Annotated in this window: 26 protein-coding genes and 6 pseudogenes; 16 read left to right on the top strand and 16 right to left on the bottom strand. The window is 59.6% G+C overall.

Going from position 1 to position 23,764, the window contains the following annotated elements; genetic code table 11:
* Positions 1-228 precede the first annotated feature (228 nt).
* The 6 genes and pseudogenes from RIdsm_RS28675 (at position 229) to RIdsm_RS30960 (ending at position 4,325) form a co-directional block, all read left to right on the top strand.
* Positions 229-956: pseudogene (locus tag RIdsm_RS28675) on the top strand (IS5 family transposase).
* Positions 953-1,531 (top strand): cation efflux transmembrane domain-containing protein, encoded by a 579-nt coding sequence (locus tag RIdsm_RS28670; protein WP_057821518.1) that lies wholly within the window; start codon positions 953-955, stop codon positions 1,529-1,531. Before RIdsm_RS28675 ends, RIdsm_RS28670 begins: the two are co-directional and overlap by 4 nt.
* Positions 1,532-1,600: 69 nt before the next feature.
* On the top strand, positions 1,601-2,371 hold the full coding sequence (locus tag RIdsm_RS28665; RefSeq protein WP_057821516.1) for a transglutaminase-like domain-containing protein: 771 nt from the start codon (positions 1,601-1,603) through the stop codon (positions 2,369-2,371).
* Positions 2,361-3,326 (top strand): cation diffusion facilitator family transporter, encoded by a 966-nt coding sequence (locus RIdsm_RS28660; protein WP_057821514.1) that lies wholly within the window; start codon positions 2,361-2,363, stop codon positions 3,324-3,326. Before RIdsm_RS28665 ends, RIdsm_RS28660 begins: the two co-directional genes overlap by 11 nt.
* The gene (locus RIdsm_RS28655; RefSeq protein WP_057821513.1) at positions 3,298-3,660 is read left to right on the top strand and encodes a SpoIIAA family protein; all 363 of its coding nucleotides are present in this window, start codon (positions 3,298-3,300) and stop codon (positions 3,658-3,660) included. Before RIdsm_RS28660 ends, RIdsm_RS28655 begins: the two co-directional genes overlap by 29 nt.
* 218 nt (positions 3,661-3,878) lie before the next feature.
* Entirely contained in the window at positions 3,879-4,325 is a 447-nt protein-coding gene (locus RIdsm_RS30960) for a hypothetical protein (RefSeq protein WP_420854146.1), read from the top strand.
* Here RIdsm_RS30960 and RIdsm_RS28645 read toward each other — a convergent pair.
* Positions 4,253-4,453, bottom strand: a pseudogene (locus RIdsm_RS28645) (ISKra4 family transposase); the annotation flags it as partial. The gene RIdsm_RS30960 and the pseudogene RIdsm_RS28645 overlap by 73 nt on opposite strands.
* 114 nt (positions 4,454-4,567) lie before the next feature.
* Between RIdsm_RS28645 and RIdsm_RS28640 the strand changes: the two are divergent.
* On the top strand, positions 4,568-5,923 hold the full coding sequence (locus tag RIdsm_RS28640; RefSeq protein WP_151175244.1) for an ISKra4 family transposase: 1,356 nt from the start codon (positions 4,568-4,570) through the stop codon (positions 5,921-5,923).
* A 55-nt stretch (positions 5,924-5,978) separates the two neighbouring features.
* On the opposite strand, the gene RIdsm_RS28635 is transcribed toward RIdsm_RS28640, so the two are convergent.
* The 4 genes from RIdsm_RS28635 to RIdsm_RS28620 are packed head-to-tail and all read right to left on the bottom strand — an operon-like array spanning position 5,979 to position 9,299.
* Positions 5,979-6,770, bottom strand: a complete 792-nt coding sequence (locus RIdsm_RS28635) for a TniQ family protein (RefSeq protein ID WP_038147409.1) — start codon at positions 6,768-6,770, stop codon at positions 5,979-5,981.
* Positions 6,767-7,648 (bottom strand): TniB family NTP-binding protein, encoded by an 882-nt coding sequence (locus tag RIdsm_RS28630; protein WP_038147410.1) that lies wholly within the window; start codon positions 7,646-7,648, stop codon positions 6,767-6,769. The genes RIdsm_RS28635 and RIdsm_RS28630 overlap by 4 nt, the downstream gene beginning before the upstream one ends.
* 1 nt (position 7,649) lies before the next feature.
* Positions 7,650-7,889, bottom strand: a complete 240-nt coding sequence (locus RIdsm_RS28625; protein ID WP_244955876.1) for a hypothetical protein — start codon at positions 7,887-7,889, stop codon at positions 7,650-7,652.
* A 54-nt stretch (positions 7,890-7,943) separates the two neighbouring features.
* A complete protein-coding gene (locus RIdsm_RS28620; protein ID WP_151175244.1) occupies positions 7,944-9,299 on the bottom strand; it encodes an ISKra4 family transposase in 1,356 nt (451 codons plus the stop codon).
* 114 nt (positions 9,300-9,413) lie between these two features.
* Here RIdsm_RS28620 and RIdsm_RS28615 point away from each other — a divergent pair.
* Positions 9,414-9,614, top strand: a pseudogene (locus RIdsm_RS28615) (ISKra4 family transposase); the annotation flags it as partial.
* Positions 9,615-9,727: 113 nt separating this feature from the next.
* On the opposite strand, the gene RIdsm_RS28610 reads toward RIdsm_RS28615, so the two are convergent.
* The 5 genes from RIdsm_RS28610 to RIdsm_RS28590 form a co-directional block, all read right to left on the bottom strand.
* Positions 9,728-10,360 carry a glutathione S-transferase family protein gene (locus RIdsm_RS28610; RefSeq protein WP_074940859.1) on the bottom strand — a complete coding sequence of 211 codons (633 nt, stop codon included), beginning with the start codon at positions 10,358-10,360 and terminating at the stop codon, positions 9,728-9,730.
* Between the two features lie 14 nt (positions 10,361-10,374).
* The gene (locus RIdsm_RS28605) at positions 10,375-11,277 is read right to left on the bottom strand and encodes an NAD(P)H-binding protein (protein ID WP_057822051.1); all 903 of its coding nucleotides are present in this window, start codon (positions 11,275-11,277) and stop codon (positions 10,375-10,377) included.
* A 42-nt stretch (positions 11,278-11,319) separates the two neighbouring features.
* A complete protein-coding gene (locus tag RIdsm_RS28600) occupies positions 11,320-11,817 on the bottom strand; it encodes a luciferase domain-containing protein (RefSeq protein WP_057822049.1) in 498 nt (165 codons plus the stop codon).
* An 8-nt stretch (positions 11,818-11,825) separates the two neighbouring features.
* Positions 11,826-12,641 (bottom strand): DODA-type extradiol aromatic ring-opening family dioxygenase, encoded by an 816-nt coding sequence (locus RIdsm_RS28595; protein WP_057822047.1) that lies wholly within the window; start codon positions 12,639-12,641, stop codon positions 11,826-11,828.
* 66 nt (positions 12,642-12,707) lie between these two features.
* Entirely contained in the window at positions 12,708-13,115 is a 408-nt protein-coding gene (locus RIdsm_RS28590; RefSeq protein ID WP_057822045.1) for a DoxX family protein, read from the bottom strand.
* A gap of 163 nt (positions 13,116-13,278) precedes the next feature.
* Here RIdsm_RS28590 and RIdsm_RS28585 point away from each other — a divergent pair, with 163 nt between their 5' ends.
* On the top strand, positions 13,279-13,602 hold the full coding sequence (locus RIdsm_RS28585; protein ID WP_057822044.1) for a winged helix-turn-helix transcriptional regulator: 324 nt from the start codon (positions 13,279-13,281) through the stop codon (positions 13,600-13,602).
* A 237-nt stretch (positions 13,603-13,839) separates the two neighbouring features.
* On the top strand, positions 13,840-14,448 hold the full coding sequence (locus tag RIdsm_RS28580) for a TetR/AcrR family transcriptional regulator (RefSeq protein WP_057822043.1): 609 nt from the start codon (positions 13,840-13,842) through the stop codon (positions 14,446-14,448).
* Between the two features lie 172 nt (positions 14,449-14,620).
* Here RIdsm_RS28580 and RIdsm_RS28575 read toward each other — a convergent pair.
* A pseudogene (locus RIdsm_RS28575) lies at positions 14,621-14,821 on the bottom strand (ISKra4 family transposase); the annotation flags it as partial.
* 114 nt (positions 14,822-14,935) lie between these two features.
* Here RIdsm_RS28575 and RIdsm_RS28570 point away from each other — a divergent pair.
* Both RIdsm_RS28570 and RIdsm_RS28565 read left to right on the top strand, forming a co-directional pair.
* Positions 14,936-16,291 carry an ISKra4 family transposase gene (locus tag RIdsm_RS28570; RefSeq protein ID WP_151175244.1) on the top strand — a complete coding sequence of 452 codons (1,356 nt, stop codon included), beginning with the start codon at positions 14,936-14,938 and terminating at the stop codon, positions 16,289-16,291.
* A 102-nt stretch (positions 16,292-16,393) separates the two neighbouring features.
* Positions 16,394-16,594, top strand: a pseudogene (locus RIdsm_RS28565) (ISKra4 family transposase); the annotation flags it as partial.
* On the opposite strand, the gene RIdsm_RS30290 reads toward RIdsm_RS28565, so the two are convergent.
* Positions 16,505-16,729 carry a hypothetical protein gene (locus RIdsm_RS30290; protein WP_191908996.1) on the bottom strand — a complete coding sequence of 75 codons (225 nt, stop codon included), beginning with the start codon at positions 16,727-16,729 and terminating at the stop codon, positions 16,505-16,507. The pseudogene RIdsm_RS28565 and the gene RIdsm_RS30290 overlap by 90 nt on opposite strands.
* Positions 16,730-16,873: 144 nt before the next feature.
* Here RIdsm_RS30290 and RIdsm_RS28560 point away from each other — a divergent pair, with 144 nt between their 5' ends.
* Entirely contained in the window at positions 16,874-17,698 is an 825-nt protein-coding gene (locus RIdsm_RS28560) for an IS5 family transposase (RefSeq protein ID WP_151175218.1), read from the top strand.
* A gap of 16 nt (positions 17,699-17,714) precedes the next feature.
* Positions 17,715-17,966 carry a hypothetical protein gene (locus RIdsm_RS28555; protein ID WP_074940839.1) on the top strand — a complete coding sequence of 84 codons (252 nt, stop codon included), beginning with the start codon at positions 17,715-17,717 and terminating at the stop codon, positions 17,964-17,966.
* Positions 17,967-18,061: 95 nt separating this feature from the next.
* On the opposite strand, the gene scpB is transcribed toward RIdsm_RS28555, so the two are convergent.
* Positions 18,062-18,658, bottom strand: a complete 597-nt coding sequence (scpB, locus tag RIdsm_RS28550) for an SMC-Scp complex subunit ScpB (protein ID WP_057821937.1) — start codon at positions 18,656-18,658, stop codon at positions 18,062-18,064.
* 2 nt (positions 18,659-18,660) lie between these two features.
* Positions 18,661-19,545, bottom strand: a complete 885-nt coding sequence (locus RIdsm_RS28545) for a DUF1403 family protein (protein ID WP_057821939.1) — start codon at positions 19,543-19,545, stop codon at positions 18,661-18,663.
* Positions 19,546-19,669: 124 nt separating this feature from the next.
* Here RIdsm_RS28545 and RIdsm_RS28540 point away from each other — a divergent pair, with 124 nt between their 5' ends.
* Positions 19,670-20,818, top strand: a complete 1,149-nt coding sequence (locus RIdsm_RS28540; protein WP_057821941.1) for a tyrosine-type recombinase/integrase — start codon at positions 19,670-19,672, stop codon at positions 20,816-20,818.
* 12 nt (positions 20,819-20,830) lie between these two features.
* On the opposite strand, the pseudogene repC (RIdsm_RS30870) reads toward RIdsm_RS28540, so the two are convergent.
* Positions 20,831-20,990 (bottom strand): annotated as a pseudogene (gene repC / locus RIdsm_RS30870) (replication initiation protein RepC); the annotation flags it as partial.
* A gap of 303 nt (positions 20,991-21,293) precedes the next feature.
* On the opposite strand from repC (RIdsm_RS30870), the gene RIdsm_RS28530 reads away from it, so the two are divergent.
* Positions 21,294-22,496: a Fic family protein gene (locus RIdsm_RS28530; RefSeq protein ID WP_057821943.1), complete on the top strand. Its 1,203-nt coding sequence runs from the start codon at positions 21,294-21,296 to the stop codon at positions 22,494-22,496.
* A 212-nt stretch (positions 22,497-22,708) separates the two neighbouring features.
* Here RIdsm_RS28530 and repC (RIdsm_RS28525) read toward each other — a convergent pair whose 3' ends face one another.
* Complete coding sequence (repC, locus tag RIdsm_RS28525) at positions 22,709-23,764, bottom strand: plasmid replication protein RepC (protein WP_057821945.1); 1,056 nt, start codon at positions 23,762-23,764, stop codon at positions 22,709-22,711.

The raw sequence follows: 23,764 nt of genomic DNA, 5'->3' as shown, positions 1-23,764 counted from the left end.
CAGCAAAGAACGCAGTTCATGCCGGGCATCTCGAAAGCCGCTCCGGAAATGGGCGGCGCATCATCAGATCCGATGCAATAATCCGCCTGCCGACGACATTCCATGCGCTTCAGGTCGCACCAACTGCTCCATGGTCGCGAAAATGGTCAAAAATCGAGGTGCCCTGTAGCTGCGCTGCGCGATTCACGGTCAGGAAAACGGAGCGGTGACATGAGCGATCTGTATTGACTGATTGGCGAGCAGGTGACCAAGCTTTCCCCTTTCTTCTCGAAGTCACACGGTACGCCAAGTGTCGATGATAGACGGGTTTTGAGTGGGATTATTTTCATCAATCGCAATAGGTTACGCTGCCGCGACGCCCCGGAAGCCTACGGTCCGCACAAAACGCTTTACAGCCTGTGGAAGCGCTAGAGCGAGAAAGGTATCTTTGCGCGGATGATGGTCGGCCTGGCTGCCGAACACGGTGAGGAAAAGACCGTAATCATCGACTCGACCTACCTGAAGGCACACCGCACCGCGACCAGCATTGCCGCGAAATAAGGGGGCGTGGCCGCCTGATCGGTCACACCAAGGGTGGTATGAATTCCAAGCTGCACGCCATCTGCGACAGCTCGGGACGCTCCATCAACTCTCTTTCGTCTCTGCTGGGCAGGTCAGCGATTACGTCGGCGAGCGGGCGCTGCTGAGCAGCTTGCCAAACGCCAAATGGCTGCTTGGAGACAGGGGATACGACGCCGATTGGTTCCGAGAAGCGTTGCAAGACAGAGGCATACGCGCCTGTATCCTGGGCCGAAAGCGACGCAAGACGACAAGCGTCGATACAAGCAGCGCAACCGCAGCGAGATCATGTTTGGAAGGCTCAAGGATCGAGGTGCGTGGCGACGCGCTATGACCGCTGCCCCAAGGTCTTCCTCTCGGTCATCGCCCTCGCTGCAATCGTCATTTACTGGTTATGAATCCTGACCCTAACATCGGGCTGGCAATCGCTTTCTTCGCCTCGGGCGCATTCGGCGATTCAAGCGCGCTTATCGCCAATGGCCTCGACAATCTGTCGGACAGTTTCGTCTACGCAATCAGCCTCCTTGCGCTGCCCCGCTCCGCCAAGTGGAAGCGCGGAGCGGCAAATGTTTCGGGCGGCCTGCTGATTCTCTTCGCCCTTGGCATCCTTTATGACGCCTGGCGCCGCTACGTTGGCGGATCGGATCCTATTGGCACGATCATGATTGTTATGGTGCTGGTAGCGGCGGCCGTCAACGCACTTTGCGTCTGGCTGCTGACGCGGCTTCGCGATCCGGACGTGAACATCCGAGCGGCGAATACGTTCAGCTGGAACGACTTCGCGGCCAATCTCGGAAACGTCGTCGCAGGCGGACTCGTGGCTTGGCTCGGAACGAGCTGGCCGGACCTTGTCGTGGGCGTGATTGTCGCGGGCATCGCGGCTTGGGGTGGCGTCGGAATCCTGAAAGACGCGCATGGTGAACACCACAAGGCGATGCACGATGACGATAAGGTAACCAAGGACACGGCCTGAAATCGGGACTTGAAGCTACAGTGACTGTAGCGATTACATTTTCTCGCGAACGATTCGAGGAGATATCCCGTGAACCCCGCCGACCCTCATTTGGCCAAAACCCGGCTGCTGGATTTTGACGCGCCTTCAATAGTAAAACTGATAGAGGAGCGCGGCTGGGCAGATCTTCCCCGCTACACCCGAATTGGGGCCATCTACGATTTCGTCCGGAACGAGATTGTCTTCGGTTACAACCGCGCCGACGATATCCCGGCGTCCGAGGTGCTCGCAGATGGCTATGGGCAATGCAACACCAAGGGCACGCTCCTCATGGCCCTGCTACGTGGCGTCGGAATTTGTAACCGGCTGCACGGCTTCACCATCCACAAGGCGCTTCAGAGAGGCGTCGTTCCGGAACTCGTCTATCCTCTCGCGCCGTCCGAAATCTTGCATTCTTGGGTCGAGGTTGAGACGGATGAGGGGTGGGTCAATCTTGAAGGCTTCATCCTGGATACGTCTTTCCTACAGACGCTTCAGCAGGAATTCAGCTACACCGACAGCCTGTGCGGCTACGGGGTCGGAACAGAATGCTTGAGCGCCCCGCCTGTCGCTTGGACCGGACATGACACTTATATCCAAGATAATGGGATCGTCCATGATTTCGGCACCTTCGAAGCACCAGATGAATTTTACTCAGAGCACTGCCAAAGTTTCGGATTTGTACGCGACTTGCTCTATCGCCACGTGGTTCGGCACTGGATGAACGCCCGGGTGCGCGCGATCCGCCGTGGAACCTTGCCGCGGGCCTCAAGGCTCGGTCGGCCGAACCACAGCCATGAGGAGACGAACAGTGCCGCATGATCACGACCATGCTCACATCGATCCTGAATCAGGTGATCGTCGCGTCTCCATCGCCATCTGGGCCAACGGCCTTCTGACCGTCGCGCAAATCGTCGGCGGCATTCTTTCCGGCAGCCTCGCGCTGATCGCGGATGCCTTGCATAATTTCTCGGACATGACGTCGCTGGTGATCGCCTTCGCAGCGCGCAAGATCTCTCGGCGGCCCGCGGACGAGCGCATGACCTTCGGCTATGGGCGAGTCGAAATCGTCGCAGCACTCATCAACTACACGACCCTCATCCTGATCGGCTTCTACCTGATCTACGAGGGTGGAATGCGCATGATCGACCCACCAGAAGTACAGGGCTGGACGGTGGTGATCCTGGGCGGTGTGGCACTGGTCGTCGACACGTTGACGGCACTGCTCACCTATTCAATGCAGAAAGGCAGCGTGAACATCCGTGCGCTCTTCCTGCACAACCTGTCGGACGCTTTGGCCTCCGTAGCGGTCATCATCGGCGGCTCGCTCATCCTCCTTTACGACATGCGGTGGGTCGACCCGGCGATCACCATCGGTATCGCTCTCTACATCCTCTACCTCGCCTTTACCGAGATCGGCGGTCCGATACGAACACTGATGCTCGGCAGTCCACCGGACATCGACAATGAAGCTGTCGTTGAAGCAATGCGGGGCGTGGATGGTGTCGCGGACGTCCATCACGTGCACCTGTGGCAGATGCAGGAGCACGAGGCGGCTCTGGACTGCCACGTCGTGCTGACAGCAAACGACTGGGGCCGGATCGAAAAGATCAAAGCCGCGATCAAGGACCGGCTGAAGGAAAATTTCAGCATCGACCATTCCAGCCTGGAATTCGAGCACGAAGACCACGCGCACGAAAACGCAGACCTTTACGGTCACGGCAAGCCCGAAGAAGCGGAGGAAAACCATGTTCATCGAGACACTGACAGATCATGACGACAATATTGGCCTCGCCTGCGAGGGCAAACTGAGCGAAAGTGACCTGAAGCGGATGCACGCCCTGCTTCATCAGCGCCTGCAAGAGCCTAGCAAGCCCGGCTTGGTTCTCGATCTCACGAGGTTCGAAGGCTACGATGGGCCGTCCGCTCTGCTCGAAGATCTGAAGATCGACACAGCCCACAGGAATGACTTCCGCCGCGTTGCTGTGGTGGGCGAAGGGGCATTGATGGAGTGGGGCACCAGGTTCGCCGATGTGCTGACCAAGGCCGAACTTCCCCAACTCGACCCCTCGGAAGCGGATGCGGCAATCGCTTGGGCTGTTGATAGGTGAACCGATGCAGCACGTCAATTTCTGCTCCGCTGAACGCGTCAGAACGTTGGCGGCCTTGGCAGTGGCCTTCCCGCCAAAGATCGGCGAAAGTGCGCAGATTCTAGTCGGTGCCCTTACATTTCTCAGGCACAATCACTGGAAGTTCTTCATGATCGCGGGTTCAGATTCACATTAACGTGAATTGAACCTAAAGCAACTGGAGCATGCAAAAGCGGTCTATGGAAGAGGCAAAGGAACGATCAGAAATGATACGGATTTTTAATAGAAGAGCTGCTTTGCGGTCAATCATGAGCGCAGGGTTCGTAGCAGTGGCTGGCCGCGGCTTGACTCAGAATATCGCTGAGCCGGATATCGTCAGGCGAAATATCTCGTCATTTTCAGTCGACAACTGGCAAGACCATTTCGATAATTTGAAAAACGGAGCCATCCTGTGCGACACGGTCTCCAGAGCATTGCAGTTCTGGTCCGAGGACGAGCGTATTTACAAGCTGTACCCAACGAGCGTGCCCATGAGTGAAGAACTCACCCGCCGCGGATATACTCGCGTGGTCTACAAGGATCCTGCGCCGGGGGAGTGGGCAAAACTTGGGGGTCAGGCTGCTGCTCTGCGGTATGCGCCAGTCAATTGCCCATCAAGAACGGCGGCCCGCACGATGGCAACGTGATGCGCGCCCTTGGGTGACCATCTCATGCGTCGGCGTTTTCCCATGCGTGTGTTGCCGATGTCGTCCACGCAGCCTTCAGCACGGGACGAGGAGATCGGAAGATCATTGCGATATCGCCGCCCAAAGTTGGTGTCGCGTAGCCCTTTATTGTGAGATGAGAAATCCAACGAAATCAACGGCGGGAGTGGGCAAAACCTGGGGGTGTCTGTGTATGTTGGTGGTTCATTGAGAGGGGAACTGCCATGGACGTGCGGATTATAGTCGAGACGACCTTTGAGAACGGAACCACAAAGAGGCATCCTCTCGGCCGTTTGTCCCGCCCGTTTCGACGCACGCAGCCTGAGGGGTTCGGGTTGTTACTCGAAGATGCGAAGACGATCCTGGGGCAATTACAGAATGCGATCCTGCTCGACCAGATCGAGGAAGTTTCCGAAGCCAGCAGAATATGTCCTGACTGCGACGAGGTCCGAGCCATACATGATTATCGGCCTCGGGTGCTCGACACCCTCTTCGGCAGGTTCCAGGTCAAGGCGCCGCGCATTCGTCGCTGCGCCTGCGATACAAAATCCGACGACGTCCTGGGCGGACCGCTTTCGCCACTCGCTCATTTTTTTCCGGACCGGTCGACTCCGGAACTGCAACGCCTTCAGGCCGAACTTGGGGCACGGCATTCCTTCCGGGAAGCGGCACGAATCCTGGAAACCTTCCTGCCTTGCGCGAAGCAGGTGAATACATCGGTGCGCAATCGTCTGGGCAAAGTCTCCCGGGAGATCTGCGACAGCGAGCAGACTCAGCCTGTAGTTCCTTCGGCCGCCGAAGAGGCGTCTGCGTTGACGGTTTTCCTGGACGGTGCGCATATCCGATGCCGACCGGAATACCAGAAGCGACACCTCGATGTTGTGGTTGGCAAGATCGAAAGCCACGACAAGTGCCGCCGCTTCGGCCTTGTTCAGCAGGCAGTCCTGTCACCTGCCAGCCAGCTTCGCCAGGACTTGAGGGCTCTCGGTTGGGATCACAAACAAACCGTCACGGTGATTTCGGACGGGGAACCCGCCCTGCCGAACCTCGTGCGCGTCGCCGTCGGTGGAAAGGTTCGCCACATTCTCGACTGGTGGCATATCTCGATGCGCATTCAGCACGTTGAGAACGCCGTAAAGGGCCTGCTGCAGAGCAGGGGCTTCTCCGGCATTCCAGTGCTGTTCAAACGTCCCGCCGAAACGCTGCGATGGTACCTTTGGCATGGAAAAGTTCTAACGGCCACGACCAGTCTCCAATGGTTGATGGTCGATTGCACGCGGCTGGCTACAGATGACCGCGTGGCGACTGATGCGGCCCGGCGAGTGCAAGCCCGGTGCCGCGATCTGTACTCATACCTTGCAAACAACATGGACAGCCTGACCGACTATGGTCGGCGGTACCGCGCGGGTCTTCCGATTTCTTCGTCCCGGGCAGAGGGCTGCGTGGACGACATCGGGAACACCCGCATGGGCAAGCGCCGCCGCATGAGATGGTCGCCCAAGGGAGCCCACCGCGTGGCCGTTGTCCGCGCCGCGGTTCTCGACGGTCGGCTAACCGGCGCGTACCAAAGAGCCGCGTGACCCCCAGGTTTTGCCCACTCCCGAGACGCGACGCGTTTGGCGACAATTTTTGCCCTTAATTGTGAGATACGGCTGTCATGGGGCCCCTGTTTCTCGCGCACCTTTGCGCGATGTGATCAACCGCGGCAAGCAATCGAGGCTCCTTCTCGAAGGCGCGCAAGAGAGCAACCCTTGCATAGTCGTCGATGCTTTTGCTGACGATGGCTGCCTTAGCCAAGGGATGAGATCGAGCGGCGGCGATTGCGGCGAGGCAGAACAGCCTAACTTCCGATCTGGGGTTCTGGACAGCGAACGACGGATCCCCGCGGAAGGTTTTGAGTGACATGGCAAAGGTGACTGCGCGCATTGCGCGCCGAAGTTGCTTGGGGCCGCGCGAGCGCGCGGCGCACTCAAGCATCTCTGCCCCGCGGCGCGCTCGGTATATCAGTTTTCCAGATATTTGTTCCTCACGGAGTTTGCCAAGGGTCTGCACAAGTCTCGTCCCGCAAACTTGGCAGTCAAATGCCCAGGCCCGCCTCCAATGCCTGAGCGAAAGACCCTCTCTGGCGCATTGCATGCAATGCTGGAATGGCATCTGAGCCGTCAGCGAGGCTTCTCGTGGCGTCATTGCCGGAAAGGTCAAAGATCGAACAACATCTGGGTTAACCCGTGCGGCGTTGGCAATCTTCGCCGCCGCAGCCGCGTCGACGTTGAAGTCCAAGGCGGTGCCATGCGCGGTATCGATTCTGAGATGAGCCAGTAGTTCCGCATCATCACAGTAGTTGGCCGCCGCCAGCCGAGACAACCAACCTGACAACAACTCGTCTGGCAGCGGCGCGACAGTCTTGGGCAGCGGGTGCGGCTTCACACCCGGGACTTCTGGAGCCGCCGATGGGGGTTCGCATGGCGCGACCAAACCGGCGTCCATTTTGCGATTGCGTCATCGGTGATGCATTCCTCGCCTGTGATAATGGCGTCGATGGAAAGATCCTTGACCAGAGCGAAGATGCGCGAGGTCACCCCACCGGTCAGTGCCAAGACCTGCTTGAGAGATTTGACCTTCAGGTTGGACTTCTTTTCCAGTGGCATGGCAGCAATAAGGGTCTGGATCATGTCCGAGAACTCGGCATCGTCGCGCCAGTTTGGCAGATGATGTTCGTCCAGCCGTCGGGCAAGCTGGATATCACCGCGAATAGCATCGACGGCCTCGCTGACCCCAAGGCAGACCAGTGACACCTCGAGTTCATTGCTGAGATACCGCAGGACATTGAGAAATCGGCGCTGTTCGCGGTGGGTCCCGGCCAAGAGATTGTGGACCTCGTCGATCATGATCATCCGCAGGCCAAGGTCGCGTAAGAGCGCGATGACACGGACTTCGAGGGAAGCCACATTTTGAGCGCGGGCGCTAAGAGCCGTCGCCGGGGCGCCGACGGCGGCCAGGATGTGCAGGTAAAACCGCCGTTCATCAGGTGCGGGCGGCGCTTGCAACAGCAGAAGCGGTGTGCGGGTGATGCCCGACGCCGGATCGTATTCTGGTGCGTACTTGCGCGACAGGTTTCGGGCAATCATCGTCTTTCCGATCCCGGAGGCGCCATGCACAAGAAGCCCAGGCATACGGGTTTGTCGTGGCGCTTCGATCATGCCCTGCAAGCGGTCCAACACCTGTTCCGCCCGAGGAAAGCCGATCCAGATATCCGATTGAATGAGGGCGATCCGGCCGTCTTCTTCAGTTGTCCCTGCCCTCAATTCACCATCTCTCCACCTTGAACAATGGGCGCGATGTATCACCCGTATCGATCGGGCGCAGCCCTTCGGTTGTCGAGACGGCCGAGTTCGTGCCCTTCAATGTCCCTTTTCTTTCACGGGTTCTGCGTTCGGCCTTCGTCAGGCCCCGGCTTTCAGCTTCGATCTGGCGTTGCTGTCGGATCAGCTCAGCCAGCACCAGCTCATTAGACCCGGACTTGCCAAGGGCACGGGCCTTCCTCATCGCTTCGCGATATTCCCAGAGCGAGACGGGCGGGGAGTGGGCAAAACCTGGGGGTCACGCGGCTCTTTGGTACGCGCCGGTTAGCCGACCGTCGAGAACCGCGGCGCGGACAACGGCCACGCGGTGGGCTCCCTTGGGCGACCATCTCATGCGGCGGCGCTTGCCCATGCGGGTGTTCCCGATGTCGTCCACGCAGCCCTCTGCCCGGGACGAAGAAATCGGAAGACCCGCGCGGTACCGCCGACCATAGTCGGTCAGGCTGTCCATGTTGTTTGCAAGGTATGAGTACAGATCGCGGCACCGGGCTTGCACTCGCCGGGCCGCATCAGTCGCCACGCGGTCATCTGTAGCCAGCCGCGTGCAATCGACCATCAACCATTGGAGACTGGTCGTGGCCGTTAGAACTTTTCCATGCCAAAGGTACCATCGCAGCGTTTCGGCGGGACGTTTGAACAGCACTGGAATGCCGGAGAAGCCCCTGCTCTGCAGCAGGCCCTTTACGGCGTTCTCAACGTGCTGAATGCGCATCGAGATATGCCACCAGTCGAGAATGTGGCGAACCTTTCCACCGACGGCGACGCGCACGAGGTTCGGCAGGGCGGGTTCCCCGTCCGAAATCACCGTGACGGTTTGTTTGTGATCCCAACCGAGAGCCCTCAAGTCCTGGCGAAGCTGGCTGGCAGGTGACAGGACTGCCTGCTGAACAAGGCCGAAGCGGCGGCACTTGTCGTGGCTTTCGATCTTGCCAACCACAACATCGAGGTGTCGCTTCTGGTATTCCGGTCGGCATCGGATATGCGCACCGTCCAGGAAAACCGTCAACGCAGACGCCTCTTCGGCGGCCGAAGGAACTACAGGCTGAGTCTGCTCGCTGTCGCAGATCTCCCGGGAGACTTTGCCCAGACGATTGCGCACCGATGTATTCACCTGCTTCGCGCAAGGCAGGAAGGTTTCCAGGATTCGTGCCGCTTCCCGGAAGGAATGCCGTGCCCCAAGTTCGGCCTGAAGGCGTTGCAGTTCCGGAGTCGACCGGTCCGGAAAAAAATGAGCGAGTGGCGAAAGCGGTCCGCCCAGGACGTCGTCGGATTTTGTATCGCAGGCGCAGCGACGAATGCGCGGCGCCTTGACCTGGAACCTGCCGAAGAGGGTGTCGAGCACCCGAGGCCGATAATCATGTATGGCTCGGACCTCGTCGCAGTCAGGACATATTCTGCTGGCTTCGGAAACTTCCTCGATCTGGTCGAGCAGGATCGCATTCTGTAATTGCCCCAGGATCGTCTTCGCATCTTCGAGTAACAACCCGAACCCCTCAGGCTGCGTGCGTCGAAACGGGCGGGACAAACGGCCGAGAGGATGCCTCTTTGTGGTTCCGTTCTCAAAGGTCGTCTCGACTATAATCCGCACGTCCATGGCAGTTCCCCTCTCAATGAACCACCAACATACACAGACACCCCCAGGTTTTGCCCACTCCCGCCGTTGATTTCGTTGGATTTCTCATCTCACAATAAAGGGCTACGCGACACCAACTTTGGGCGGCGATATCGCAATGATCTTCCGATCTCCTCGTCCCGTGCTGAAGGCTGCGTGGACGACATCGGCAACACACGCATGGGAAAACGCCGACGCATGAGATGGTCACCCAAGGGCGCGCATCACGTTGCCATCGTGCGGGCCGCCGTTCTTGATGGGCAATTGACTGGCGCATACCGCAGAGCAGCAGCCTGACCCCCAAGTTTTGCCCACTCCCCATGCGACGCTTCCTGCTCATGTCTAAATCTGATAGCGCGCCGATCGCCGGACGTGATGCAGATCGACCAATCATCGCGGCGAGCGCGATGTCAGGCGAAGAGCGCAAGAAGCGGTGCTACGGCCTTCTGCCAGCTGTCACGCGCTTCAAGCCGGCCGATCCAGCCCGCGATTCTGGGGAATTCGTCCAGCGAAATCCCCGCTTGGTCGCGATACATGAATGTGGTTGCCAGATAGAAGTCGGCAAGGCTGAGTGCGCCTGCGATCCAATCCTTACCGTCGAGTCCGGTTTCCAAAACGGCAAGGAACTGGTCGGTCGCTTTCCGTTCCGCTTCGACCACAGTCGGATCAGGATCGCCCATGCCGAACTTCTCTTTGAGGAACAGCTCAAAGGACAACTTCTGCATCGCCGGGCCAAGGTGGATGGCTTGCCACCAGGCCCACTGATCGACGAGGGCCCGCGCCTTGAGGCCATTAGGATAGAGCCCCGCCTCGGGCCGGATCCCGGCCAGATAGGCACAGATCGCCCGGGATTCCCAGAGCACGAAATTCCCGTCCTCCAAAACAGGCACCTTTGCATTTGAATTGCGGGCAAGAAATTCCGCCGCGCGGTTGTCCCCGGCACGGATGTCGACCTCGACGATTTCGAGTTCCGCGCCCAGTTCGTGCGCCACCGCCCGTACACGCAGCGCATTCGGTGAGAAGTTCGCGTTGTAAAGCCTCATGACATTTTCCAGCATTATTGTTCCTGCGGCGCCTGAAGAAGCGCCGCGCGGTTAGCGGCCAGGAAATCGGCCACCGACTGTCCGGGCTTGCCGGTGAGCGATTCGAGATCGCCGCTGGCCACATCGAGATAGCCCTGCGCGATTGCTTCGTCGAAGGAGGCAAAGACCCTCGCCATGAACTCCGGCAGTCCATTTGCGATCATCGCCTGCACCAGATCCTCGGCGGGCAGGGCGACATAGGGGATTTCCTTACCCGCAATTTCGGACAAGATCGCCGCGACCCCGGCCTGGCTGACCGTCTCCGGCCCGGTGATATCGAGGGTCTCCCTTCCCGTAGCTTTCATTAGCGCCGCGGCTGCGGCACGGGCGCAATCCGCGCGTGTCACATATCCGGTCTTGCCATCTGCTGCGGCGGAGAAATGCGTGCCCATGGCGACGCTCTGCTGGCCGCCCATCAACAGAAAGTCGGTGTACATATTGTTGCGCAGGATCGTATGATCCGCCCCACTTTCCGTGATCAGCTTCTCGGTCCCTTCGTGGTCTTGAGCGAATCCGATCGGACTTTCCGCGACCGGGCCTGCGAAGGAGGTATAGACTATGTGGTCGATACCTACCGTCTTGGCCGCAGCAATCGCATTGGAATGAGCTGCGAGCCGCTTGCCCGGCTCCAGATCGTCGGTGGAGATGATGAGGAGACGCTTGCCGCCCGCGAAGGCTGCTTCAAGAGAAGCCGGGTCGTTGAAATCGCCCTCGCGCGCCTCGACTCTTTTTCCCGCCAGATCGGCAAGCTTGTCGGGAGTGCGCGAGATCGCGATGACCGGCCCGGCACCTGCCTGAACCAGCAGATCGACCACCTGCCGGCCAAGTTGTCCGGACGCGCCGGTCACGATGAAGGGGCCGCTCTGGATGTTGGACATGGTATCTCTCCTATCTTGATGTTTCTGCAAGCGCGCTTGCGATCAATCGTGGATTTGGATGGGGGCGGGATTCGCCAACTTGCCGCGCGCGAAACCCCAGCTTGTGGTCAGGATTTTGATCATCACATCGACCTCTGCCTCATCGCGTGGAGCAAAGGCCATGACCGCATTAGCCGGGATGTATCCGGCCGAGGCCATCGGGTGCTGTTCGCCCCATCCCTTCGCGATGAGTTCCTCAATCGCCGGCAGCGGCAGCATCATGTGCGACGAACCGTCATAGGCGGGATGCACATGTGCAAATTCGCGTCCGATCATGAAGGCTTCGCGCGGGCCGCAGGCATGCGGCCGCGGCAGGACTAATGCCTCGGCGCCGGGGACCGAAATACCCGATCGGCAACGCTCGACGAAGGGCAGGGCGAAGGCCTTCTGCTTGAACAATGCGTGAATCTCGGCCGAGGAGTTCTGCGACACTTGCTCATGCGGGGCGCACTCGGTGGTTTCGGGGCGCGGACCCTGCCGCAAGGGAAGTTCGAAGCACATATCTGGTCCTATCCAAATCTGAACGCGCTTTCGACCGCGCCCAATACGTGATCCTCGAGGGTCTTTTCCCCCCGATCCGCAAGCGCGGCGCCGGCCACGACGTGCAATGGAATTAGATGTTCCTCGCGCGGATTGGCGTCGCGTGCGCCGGGTGCCCGATCCCAAGCAGCCAGCATGGCGCGGCGCGCCCCGGGGTCTTCATGGGTCACCGCACCCGTGAGCCATCGGTCAAAGTCGCCGCCGTTCACCGGGCCATCGGGTCCGCCCCTCATCGCCCGCATCATCTTGCTCATGTTGTGATAGGTGTTGCCGGACCCGATGATCAGCACACCTTCGTCTCGCAAGGGCGCCAACGCGCGACCGGCAGCAAGATGCGCCTCAGCGTCGAGATCGTCGCGCAGGCTCAATTGGACGGTGGGGATGTCGGCCTCAGGAAAAGCCACCTTTAGCGGAACGAACACCCCATGATCGAAGCCACGCGTAGCGTCGGCCCGGGTTTCAAACCCCGCGCCGTTCAATAGCTCGCTTGCACGGGCCGCCAGCGTAGGATCGCCTGGCGCGGGCCAGGTCAGCTGATAAGTATGGGGGGGAAACCCCTGATAGTCGAACAGCAGCGGCGGCGCGGGGTTGGTCTGCACGGTAAACACCCGTTCCTCCCAATGGCCTGAGATCACGAGAAGCGCCTTGGGTTTTGCCGGCAGGCTCGCAGGCAAAGCCTCAAGGAATCTGCGGTGCCTGTCCCAGGTGTCAGGCGGGTTCCAGTCCATGAAGAAGCAAGGGCCGCCTCCATGGGGAACAAACACTGTCGGCTGCCTTTCGGTCATTCTGTCGTCCTTTTGAACCCCAAGTCCGAGGGTGGATGGCCAGCGCCGTGGCAACTCCGCATCGGATTAATTCGTCTCTGTCGGAAACGTCGGCGCATATGCCGACTTTACCGCACGCACGCGATTGGCTGTCATCCACGAGGCGATCAGGAGCACCCAGGTCGCAAGAGCCGGTGGCCAGCCTGGATCGCCCGCGCCCACATGCGCCCCGAACGCCAGCACCAGATGCCAGAACATCGCCGCATAGGCCCAGTCCGCCAGCATCGCCGAAGGGCGCCAAAGAATCACCACCGCGCCGACGATCTTCAAAATCGCGAGCGGCCAGATGATGTATGTGGGATAGCCCAACACCTCGCGATACATGCCCGCGACCATGTCGTGGGATGAGATGTAGAAAGTCGCCGCACCCATATAGACCAGCGCCACAAGGCCGGTCGCGATCCAGTAGACATACTTTGCCACGTTGTCACTCATTACCATACCCCCTGTTTGCAAGGGCTTGTTCAGCCGTAGTTTCCGCTTTAAGTATCTTTAGGTGTCTGGCTTCGTTCTTGAAAGTAGGCACTTAAAAGTAACTAGCTTACTTGGGCCGCGAGGATTATCCACGATGAAAAGAGTCCAGCCCCCCTCATGCCCGATGGAGGCGCTTCTGCGTGTCATCACAGGCCCTTGGACGATCTATATACTCTGGGTTCTGTCCGAGCAGGGACCGCAGCGTTTCGGCGCGCTCAAGCGTTTGGTGCCCGGAATTTCCACCCGGGTCCTGACCGAGAGGCTGAGAATGCTGGAACATGCTGGCGTTGTATGGCGCGAGCAGGCCATGACCATCCCACCCGCTGTCACATACGGGCTGACTGAGCGCGGCGCGGAACTGCGCGGCGTGCTGGACACGCTTGGCTCGATCGCACGCCGCTGGGAGGCCGAGGGTGCCTTTGTCGGGACCGCAAGCGCGGCGGAATGACGGTGCCCCTCCTGTTCGCGGGATAATCCCTCGCCCGAGAACAACTCAGGCGGACTCCGACCCGAAGCTCATGACGAATTGAAAACGGCGCTAGAAAAAGCCGCCAAGCGGCGCTTGGTGGGGTAAATCCGCACAGCTTTACGACTTGCTGCTAAATCAACTTCTATCCACTATACTAACTAGACGGTACAGTAAAGTTTGTAACCGCCTAGTCCTGCCTGGGATAGGGAGAACGAGATGCCCGTGAGAAAAATGGCCGACGTCATGATTGGTGCGCGCGAGGTTTTCTTCCGATGCGGTTACGAAGGAGCCACGGTCGATGCGATTGCCGCCGAAGGAAAAGTGTCAAAAGCGACCATGTATTCGTATTACCCAAGCAAGGAGCAGCTGTTCCTCGGCGTGGTGGAATCCGAATGCGGTCGGCTTGCGGAGGAGATCCTCCGGCCCTTGACCGCGTCATTGGAGCCGCGCGCCCAGTTGGAAGAACTCGCCCTGCGCATGGTCGATCTTGTTTTGGACGACACCTACATCCGTCTCCTGCGAACGTGCATTGGCGCCTGCGAGGCGCTGCCCGAAGTAGGTGAGGTGTATTTTCGCGCAGGCCCGAAACCTGCGCGCGAACTTGTCGGTCGGATTCTGGAGCGCCTTACACGCGAAGGCGCGCTTGATGTCGATGACACCCGGCGCGCGTCCGATTACTTCATACACCTTTGCGTTTCGGGGCTACTTATGCCGCGCCTTCTCGCAGTGAAACGAGCAGTCAACCGCGAGAAACATGCAGGCGAAGCGGTCGCTGCATTCCTGCGACTTTACGGTAGCGGCCACAGAGACAATTTTTCAGATTGACCTCGCTTGCCAAATACGGGGCAGCGCATTAGCCCTCCCAATGACTTCACCGGCCGGACGGTACAGGATGACTGCACAACTAAAAAAGCAACCGAAAAACGCATCCCCGAATATTCTCGGCGCTGCGCGGGCGATTGCACTGCGAGAAGGGGGAGTGGGCAAAACTTGGGGGTCAGGCTGCTGCTCTGCGGTATGCGCCAGTCAATTGCCCATCAAGAACGGCGGCCCGCACGATGGCAACGTGATGCGCGCCCTTGGGTGACCATCTCATGCGTCGGCGTTTTCCCATGCGTGTGTTGCCGATGTCGTCCACGCAGCCTTCAGCACGGGACGAGGAGATCGGAAGATCATTGCGATATCGCCGCCCAAAGTTGGTGTCGCGTAGCCCTTTATTGTGAGATGAGAAATCCAACGAAATCAACGGCGGGAGTGGGCAAAACCTGGGGGTGTCTGTGTATGTTGGTGGTTCATTGAGAGGGGAACTGCCATGGACGTGCGGATTATAGTCGAGACGACCTTTGAGAACGGAACCACAAAGAGGCATCCTCTCGGCCGTTTGTCCCGCCCGTTTCGACGCACGCAGCCTGAGGGGTTCGGGTTGTTACTCGAAGATGCGAAGACGATCCTGGGGCAATTACAGAATGCGATCCTGCTCGACCAGATCGAGGAAGTTTCCGAAGCCAGCAGAATATGTCCTGACTGCGACGAGGTCCGAGCCATACATGATTATCGGCCTCGGGTGCTCGACACCCTCTTCGGCAGGTTCCAGGTCAAGGCGCCGCGCATTCGTCGCTGCGCCTGCGATACAAAATCCGACGACGTCCTGGGCGGACCGCTTTCGCCACTCGCTCATTTTTTTCCGGACCGGTCGACTCCGGAACTGCAACGCCTTCAGGCCGAACTTGGGGCACGGCATTCCTTCCGGGAAGCGGCACGAATCCTGGAAACCTTCCTGCCTTGCGCGAAGCAGGTGAATACATCGGTGCGCAATCGTCTGGGCAAAGTCTCCCGGGAGATCTGCGACAGCGAGCAGACTCAGCCTGTAGTTCCTTCGGCCGCCGAAGAGGCGTCTGCGTTGACGGTTTTCCTGGACGGTGCGCATATCCGATGCCGACCGGAATACCAGAAGCGACACCTCGATGTTGTGGTTGGCAAGATCGAAAGCCACGACAAGTGCCGCCGCTTCGGCCTTGTTCAGCAGGCAGTCCTGTCACCTGCCAGCCAGCTTCGCCAGGACTTGAGGGCTCTCGGTTGGGATCACAAACAAACCGTCACGGTGATTTCGGACGGGGAACCCGCCCTGCCGAACCTCGTGCGCGTCGCCGTCGGTGGAAAGGTTCGCCACATTCTCGACTGGTGGCATATCTCGATGCGCATTCAGCACGTTGAGAACGCCGTAAAGGGCCTGCTGCAGAGCAGGGGCTTCTCCGGCATTCCAGTGCTGTTCAAACGTCCCGCCGAAACGCTGCGATGGTACCTTTGGCATGGAAAAGTTCTAACGGCCACGACCAGTCTCCAATGGTTGATGGTCGATTGCACGCGGCTGGCTACAGATGACCGCGTGGCGACTGATGCGGCCCGGCGAGTGCAAGCCCGGTGCCGCGATCTGTACTCATACCTTGCAAACAACATGGACAGCCTGACCGACTATGGTCGGCGGTACCGCGCGGGTCTTCCGATTTCTTCGTCCCGGGCAGAGGGCTGCGTGGACGACATCGGGAACACCCGCATGGGCAAGCGCCGCCGCATGAGATGGTCGCCCAAGGGAGCCCACCGCGTGGCCGTTGTCCGCGCCGCGGTTCTCGACGGTCGGCTAACCGGCGCGTACCAAAGAGCCGCGTGACCCCCAGGTTTTGCCCACTCCCCAGACACCCCCAGGTTTTGCCCACTCCCGCCGTTGATTTCGTTGGATTTCTCATCTCACAATAAAGGGCTACGCGACACCAACTTTGGGCGGCGATATCGCAATGATCTTCCGATCTCCTCGTCCCGTGCTGAAGGCTGCGTGGACGACATCGGCAACACACGCATGGGAAAACGCCGACGCATGAGATGGTCACCCAAGGGCGCGCATCACGTTGCCATCGTGCGGGCCGCCGTTCTTGATGGGCAATTGACTGGCGCATACCGCAGAGCAGCAGCCTGACCCCCAAGTTTTGCCCACTCCCAAGGCGAGGTGATCTTCCCGCGCATTGCGATCCATGAAGATGTCATCGAACGCCACCGGCAGGACCAAACGCTCTGGCGGGAAGGACATTCCTATGAGGATGAAGAGCGTCACCTGAACAACCTCCTGCGCCAGGATGAGTCAGGCCTCCACTACATCGATTATCTTCGGGCCAGTCTCAGAGCCTGATCGGAAATGAGTTGGGTGAATTCAGCAGGTTATGATTCTGTTCGGTTGCACAACTGAACGGAGCTCGAAATGGCCTGGACTGAACTCACCCGCAACCGATATGAACGCACCGCACCACGATATGCAAGTGATGTAACAGATGAGGAATGGGAGATTGTTGCACCACTCCTGCCCGGCGCTAACCCGCTTGGCAGGCCACGGGAGGTCGAACTTCGCCTTGTCTGGGACGCAATCCAATATGTTGCTGCATCGGGGTGCGCATGGTCGCTTTTACCGAAGGATTTTCCGCCTGTTTCGACCGTGCGTTATTATTTCTACGGTTGGCGTAACAACGGTCTGCTTGCTGAAATCAACCGTACGCTGGTTGCGACAGCGCGGCGGGCAGAAGGCCGGACCAGCGCGCCTACAGCCGGTGTGATCGACAGCCAGAGCGTGAAAACCACTGAAAACGGCGGGGTTAGCGGCTATGATGCCGGTAAGCGGATCAAGGGCCGCAAGCGCCACATCATGACCGACACCTGTGGCCACCTGATCGCGCTGCGCGTTCATGCCGCCAGCATTCAGGATCGTGACGGTGCGCCTGAAGTGTTCCGTCAACTGGCCCGGGAGGCTCCGAAACTGCGTCATGTGTTTGCGGACGGTGGATATGCCGGTCCAAAGCTGCGCGACGCTCTGACCGGCATCGGCCGCTGGGTCATTCAGATCGTGAAACGCTCGGACACGACCGTTGGGTTCGAGGTCTTGCCCCGAAGATGGGTGGTCGAGCGCACCTTCGCTTGGCTCGGCAAATGCCGCCGCCTGGCAAAGGATTGGGAGAAAACCATCGAGAGTGCCGAAGCCTGGATTATCATCGCGCATATCAGGCGCATGACAAGGCTACTCGCAAGGGCTTGAAAAGCCTCACTCCATTTTGAATCGGACTCTCAGCGAGCTCGACGGCGAATACGCCGGCTGGATCGAGTTTCTGGGTAGGCACAAAACGTTGGTGGAGAGCGGTCTCGCCGACAGTCCCAACGCGACGGTGCGGCGCAAATACAGCTGGCTCAAGAACTACCACAACGCAGTCATCGACGAGAACATAGCAAACCTGGAACCGGGCGCGATGACCGAGGATGGGGCCCCTTGGGAAACTCTGTTCAGAGGGCTCAGGATCGAAGCCTGAGTTCTCTCAACAAGTCACGACTGAGAGCGTCACGAAATGTCCACGACATGCCTCACCGTTTGGCCAATACGGGGATCGCCAGCCCGCAACCATTCCTATGACCCGCCATCCAGACCTGCGTCCTCCAACTGCTCCCGCTCTGGCAGATCCGCGAGAGTCTCCAGATCAAATGCAACAAGGAACTGCTCGGTCGTCACAAAGGTGTAGGGCGCACCGCGGCGCGGCGACCTTGGCCCGGTCCCGATCAAGTCGCGGGCATGCAGCCGTCCGATCAGGTCACGGCTGATCTCCTTGCCGAAGATGTCCTTCAACCCGTCGCGGGTGATCGGCTGGTGATAGGCGATGGCTGCTAGGACCGCGACGTCGAATTCGCTCAGGTCCAGCAGTTGATCCCCGACATCTGCCGCCGCGCGGATTGCGGGGGCGTAGGCCGCCCGGGTCCGGAACATCCAACCGCCAGCGACCTGCGCAACTTCAAAAGCCCGCCCCTCCAGATCGGCGGCAAGGTCCTCTACCAGCAGATCGACCGAGGCCCCCTGCCCCACCACGCGGACCAGGTCCTCGCGCGGCACTGGCGAGGCCGACGCAAAGAGCACCGCCTCGATCCGGCGCATCCATTCCCGCCAGCGCAGCTCAGGCGGCAGGTCGGCCAACTCACGGTCCAGGTCCGGCTCTGAACGATCCTTCGCCATCGCTACACCCCGTAGAGCCGGAAAGTGTCTCGCCCGGTTAGCTCGCGCACCGCGCCGAGATCGACCAACCGGTCGCAAAGCCGCCGCGCGGCGCGATCCGGCAAGGGCAAGGCCAAAGGTGCCACGGCATCGCAGGTGAGGAACATCTCGACAGCGGCATCCGCTCCCTTGGCGCGAAGCTTTGGCGCAACGGCCTTTAGGTGTGCCGCCCGACGCGCGAGGTCGGCGGAGAGACGCACAGCCTCGACCGCCGATAAGATGAGTGCCCGATGACAGGCGAGACGCAAATCGTCGCCCTGCTTGCGCAGGTCGGCATGTTTCAGACCCGCGGCCAACAACGGCACGAGATGATCCCAACCGAATGTTTGGGCGAGAGCCGCATCCGCGAGGACCAGCGAAGCTACGTCAGCGCGCGGCGCCTCCGTCAGCACCGCCTCCAGCACCATCGCGGTACGAGTCACCGGTGCCCCCTTTCCCGCATCGAGCCACGCGGCAATCTGGCCCAGCTTGGAGGCCGGCAAGGCTCGACCCAAAGCCTTGATCGACACCGGCAGCTCCACCGCACGCCGCCAGGCGAGGCAGGTTTCACCGGCCGGTCCCGGTAGATCGCCGGGACGCAGCAGGTGCACCGCGTCGCGTAGCTCCCCTGCCCGCTCAGGGCGCCCCGAAAACACCATACAGGCCTCGGCCGCACGCAGCGCGAGCCGATCCCGCAACAAGGCTTGGGGCACCTCCTCGTGCCCCAGCACAACATGCAGGTGGTTCAGCGCCGCGCCCGACAAAAACGCAACATCTTCAGGGGTTTCAACACGTGCGAAGGTGACCCAGGTGGGCATCCGGGGTAACGTGTCGACGTCGCTGATATGATCCGGCCGGGCAAATGTCATGCCCGAAGCCTACATTGGCGCGGCGCTTTCCGCCAGAAAATAGCGCAACAACCGCCCCGCCTTACCGGTCCAAGTCATGTCCAATAAGGTTGCCTTATCGGACGTAAAAATGTAGGCTGCGAAAATGGCCCGCAGTCTCACAAACAACAGTACAAAATCAGCCTCTAAGGCTGGGATTTCGAGCTCAGCGCCCCATGAAGCGCCGCACGGTGACGAGCGCGACGAGAGAGAGTCTGCAAGTGGCGATGGGATCGCTCTGCCCGCCCATATCGCGGGCTCCGGCACGCTCGATCGGCTGGTCGATACAGCCCGCGACTACGCCAAGGCCTCGACGGCCGAGAACACCAACAAGGCCTATGCCGCCGACTGGAAGCACTTCGCACGCTGGTGCAGGCTGAAAGGCACGGACCCCCTGCCCCCCTCTCCCGAGATGATCGGCCTTTATCTGACCGACCTGGCCGCACCAACAGGTGGATCCCCTTCGCAGTCGGCGTCCCGACCCCTGTCGGTCTCGACGATCGAGCGTCGCCTGTCGGGCCTCGCCTGGAACTATGCGCAACGGGGCTTCGTCCTCGATCGCAAGAACCGCCACATCGCGACGGTGCTGGCCGGGATCAAGCGAAAGCACGCGCGCCCGCCTGTGCAGAAAGCGGCAATCCTGGCCGAGGACATCCTCGCGATGGTGGCCACTCTGCCCGTCGATCTCCGCGGTCTCCGGGACAGGGCGATCCTGCTGATCGGCTACGCCGGCGGGCTCCGGCGCTCCGAGATCGTCAGCCTTGACGTCCACAAGGACGACACCCCGGACAGCGGTGGCTGGATCGAGATCCTCGACGAAGGCGCCGCGCTGACGCTCAACGCCAAGACCGGCTGGCGTGAGGTCGAGATCGGCCGAGGGTCCAGCGACCAGACCTGCCCGGTCAATGCGCTCGAGCAATGGCTCCACTTCGCGAAGATCGATTTTGGGCCGGTCTTTGTGCGGACGTCGCGCGACGGGAAACGCGCCCTCGAAACCCGGCTCTCGGACAAGCATGTCGCCCGCCTGATCAAGCGCACGGTCCTCGATGCAGGCATCCGGTCCGAGCTGCCTGAGAAAGACCGCCTGGCGCTGTTCTCCGGTCACTCGCTGCGCGCCGGCCTCGCCAGTTCGGCAGAGGTTGATGAACGCTACGTCCAGAAGCAGCTTGGTCACGCCTCGGCCGAGATGACCCGCCGCTACCAGCGCCGACGCGACCGGTTCCGGGTGAACCTAACCAAGGCCGCCGGTCTTTGAGCCCCCGCGCTATCATACCGCCTGCCCGCTGAGCCTGCCATAGAAGCTGCGCTCCAGATGCAGCTCCCCCGCCCCGGCCTTCTCAACCATTCCCCGCAGATTCCCACCCGGAGACGCCACTTCGCCAGCGCAATGCTTGTAAGGTGACAACCAGCGCTGTGGTCGCGATCTGCGCCCAGTGGTTGTCGTCGCGGACACCCGCACCGGCCGCGTCAACTGGCAACCGGGCAAGGTTCTTCGGTCTGACTGAAGCCTTGGGAATGCCCTTCAACAGGCAAGACAGGCTCTGACTTTCTTAAACCAACGAGTCCTCAACAGAGGGTTCTGTTCTGGCGCATCTACCGAAACCATTGATTTCATGCAGCAATTTTAGATCGGCATACAAGGTCGGCAACGCACATCGGCAAAACCTTGCCTTCGGCTCCAAAATGTGTATGTTTTTCAACTACTTTGCAAACATGGAAGATCGGCAAAAATGCTGGAAACACCCGCCAGGATCGAACCCTGCTTCTTCGCGGAGCAAATTCCCACAGAATTGGCAGACCTTTCGGTCGACATCCAGAGGGAAGCCACCGGGCTCGGACAGGGGCTGCATCCTGACAGCGCCGCCGAGCTTGCCGATCTCGTCCGCGTGATGAACTGCTACTACTCCAACCTGATCGAAGGACACAACACACGCCCCCGCGACATCGAAAGGGCGCTGGCTGGCGCCGAGCTTGAGGAAGAAACCCGCCCTCTCGCCCTTGAGGCCCGGGCGCACGTCATCGTTCAACGGGCCATCGACGAGATGCATCGCATAGGCACCCTGCCCCGCCCCACATCTGTGGAATTCCTGACTTGGGTCCATAAAAGCTTCTACGACGAGATGCCTGATGAGTTTCGGGTCGTCGAACATCCCGACGGAACACAAGAGCCCTTCGTTCCAGGACGCATGCGTCAGGATGACGATCGGGAAGTTGCGGTCGGGCGCCACCTACCTCCGTCATCGTCACGGGTCGCGGCATTCATGGATCACTTTGACAAACGGTTTCAGATTGCGGCGCGGTCTTCGAGTGGACGGATCATTGCAATCGCGTCTGCGCATCACCGGCTGAACTACATCCACCCTTTCCCGGATGGTAACGGCCGTGTCAGCAGACTGATGTCTCATGCCATGGCCCTCACAGCCGGCATTGGTGGCCAAGGGCTCTGGTCTGCATCACGTGGGCTGGCCCGCGGGCTAATCGATCGGGGCGAGTACAAACGGATGATGGATCTGGCTGACAGCCCACGCCGCGGAGACCGCGACGGACGTGGGAACCTGTCAGAAGCGGCACTGAAGACGTTCAGTGAATGGTTCCTAAAGGTGACGCTCGACCAGATCACTTTCTCAGCAAGATTGTTCGATCTCGGCGGATTGGACCAGCGGTATCGTCGTCTTATTGCAGATACCATCGATGACAAGCGCGCACCGGAACTGATCTCGGCGGTTCTTCGGCATGGCGCACTGGAACGTGGCGACGCGCAGATTGTGCTCAAGACGTCCGAGCGTACGGCTCGCAACACGCTGAGTAAACTGACCGCCGCTGGATACCTGACTTCCGCCTCGCCGAAAACGCCTGTTCGATTGGCGTTTCCGTTGGATTATCGAGAGCGGCTCTTTCCAAACCTGTTTGGAGATGGCGACCTCCCACAATAACTCTAGGGATTTAGGGTGTAATGCCTGACCGCCGATTTCTTTCATGGGTGGCGAGATTTCCATCAAGGGTCGCTCGTGTGGCACTTGTCCACCGCGGTGGACAAGTGCTGGTCTGAGGTAAACTGAACAACCACCACGCGCCGCTAGGTGCGTTTGGACAGTTGTGGCTGCCATAAGCGCCGCTTCCCGTTTGAAGTCCACCGCGGTGGACATTAGACAATTCGCTCATTGGTTTCGGACAGTCGCTTGATCAAAGCTAGTGGATCAAATTGGTTTTGCCTTTGACCCAGGGTGATACTGTGAAAATACGCCCCGAAATCCCTGATGCGTTTTCCAAGCTGTAGCATGATGAAGATCGCGCATGACGCTTTCTGAACTCCTACAGCATTCTTGGCTTTCTCGAATGTTTCTGGATGAATGCCCATCATGGGTGCAAGTGTTCGAGCATGGTTTTCAATGTCCAACCAGTTTCTAAGTTTCTCTGTGGAGAAGGATGTTGCCTGATCGCAGACTGAGGTCAGCAAGTGTGGCTTCAGTTCTTCATCGGCTACGTCGTTATCTAAATCTTTTTTTTCTTTTTTAGACTTAGATTGGTGCCGGACAGTTTGTCCGTTATTGGCGGGCAATTCCATAGTTTCTGGTGGGTCATCTGGGGTAGATAAACTCTGGCATTCTGCATCTGTACTGGCGAGCAGAGCGTGGTATTCGGGGAGGCTTAGCTTCCTGCGTAGAGCTCTCCGTGCGTAGTTGATGAATGCGTTGCTGGGATCGTACTCTTCCAAATGGGCGAGCTTTGTAAGGATCTGTTTGCGGACAAATATCCGATCACGCCGGTTATTCTCCATCTCTTGCGCGATGGCGATAAGCTCGCTTGCACGTTGGAGCAGGGGGGCGAGAGACAATCCATAACTGATGCACTCCCCGCCGGACGAGCGAACGCGGTAGCGCTTTCGGTTTGAGCTGTCATTGCGCTTGATGAATCCGAGTTCAACGAAACGGTTGATGTGCCTGCGGAGTGTCCGTTCGTCGATTCCGCCAACGCGCCGGCAGATTGAATTGTTCGACGCAAAAACCGTTTCGCCATGGCCAGGCTTCAGGAAACTGAGCATGGCTTGAAGTGTCTGTATGTGGCCAGGACGTAGACCAAACACGCTGCGGGCATCTCTCAGAGCCCTGAAGATGGTCCAGACGTCGGTTTCGGATGGGGGAAATGAGCCGCGGGTTGCATCAGCACCTGCGGCATCGATCGACAGTTTTGTAAATGCCAT

Source organism: Roseovarius indicus (assembly GCF_008728195.1).
Classification (GTDB): Bacteria; Pseudomonadota; Alphaproteobacteria; order Rhodobacterales; family Rhodobacteraceae; genus Roseovarius; species Roseovarius indicus.
Note: the sequence above shows the minus strand (reverse complement) of the source record. Positions and strands in the feature narration are given on the sequence as shown.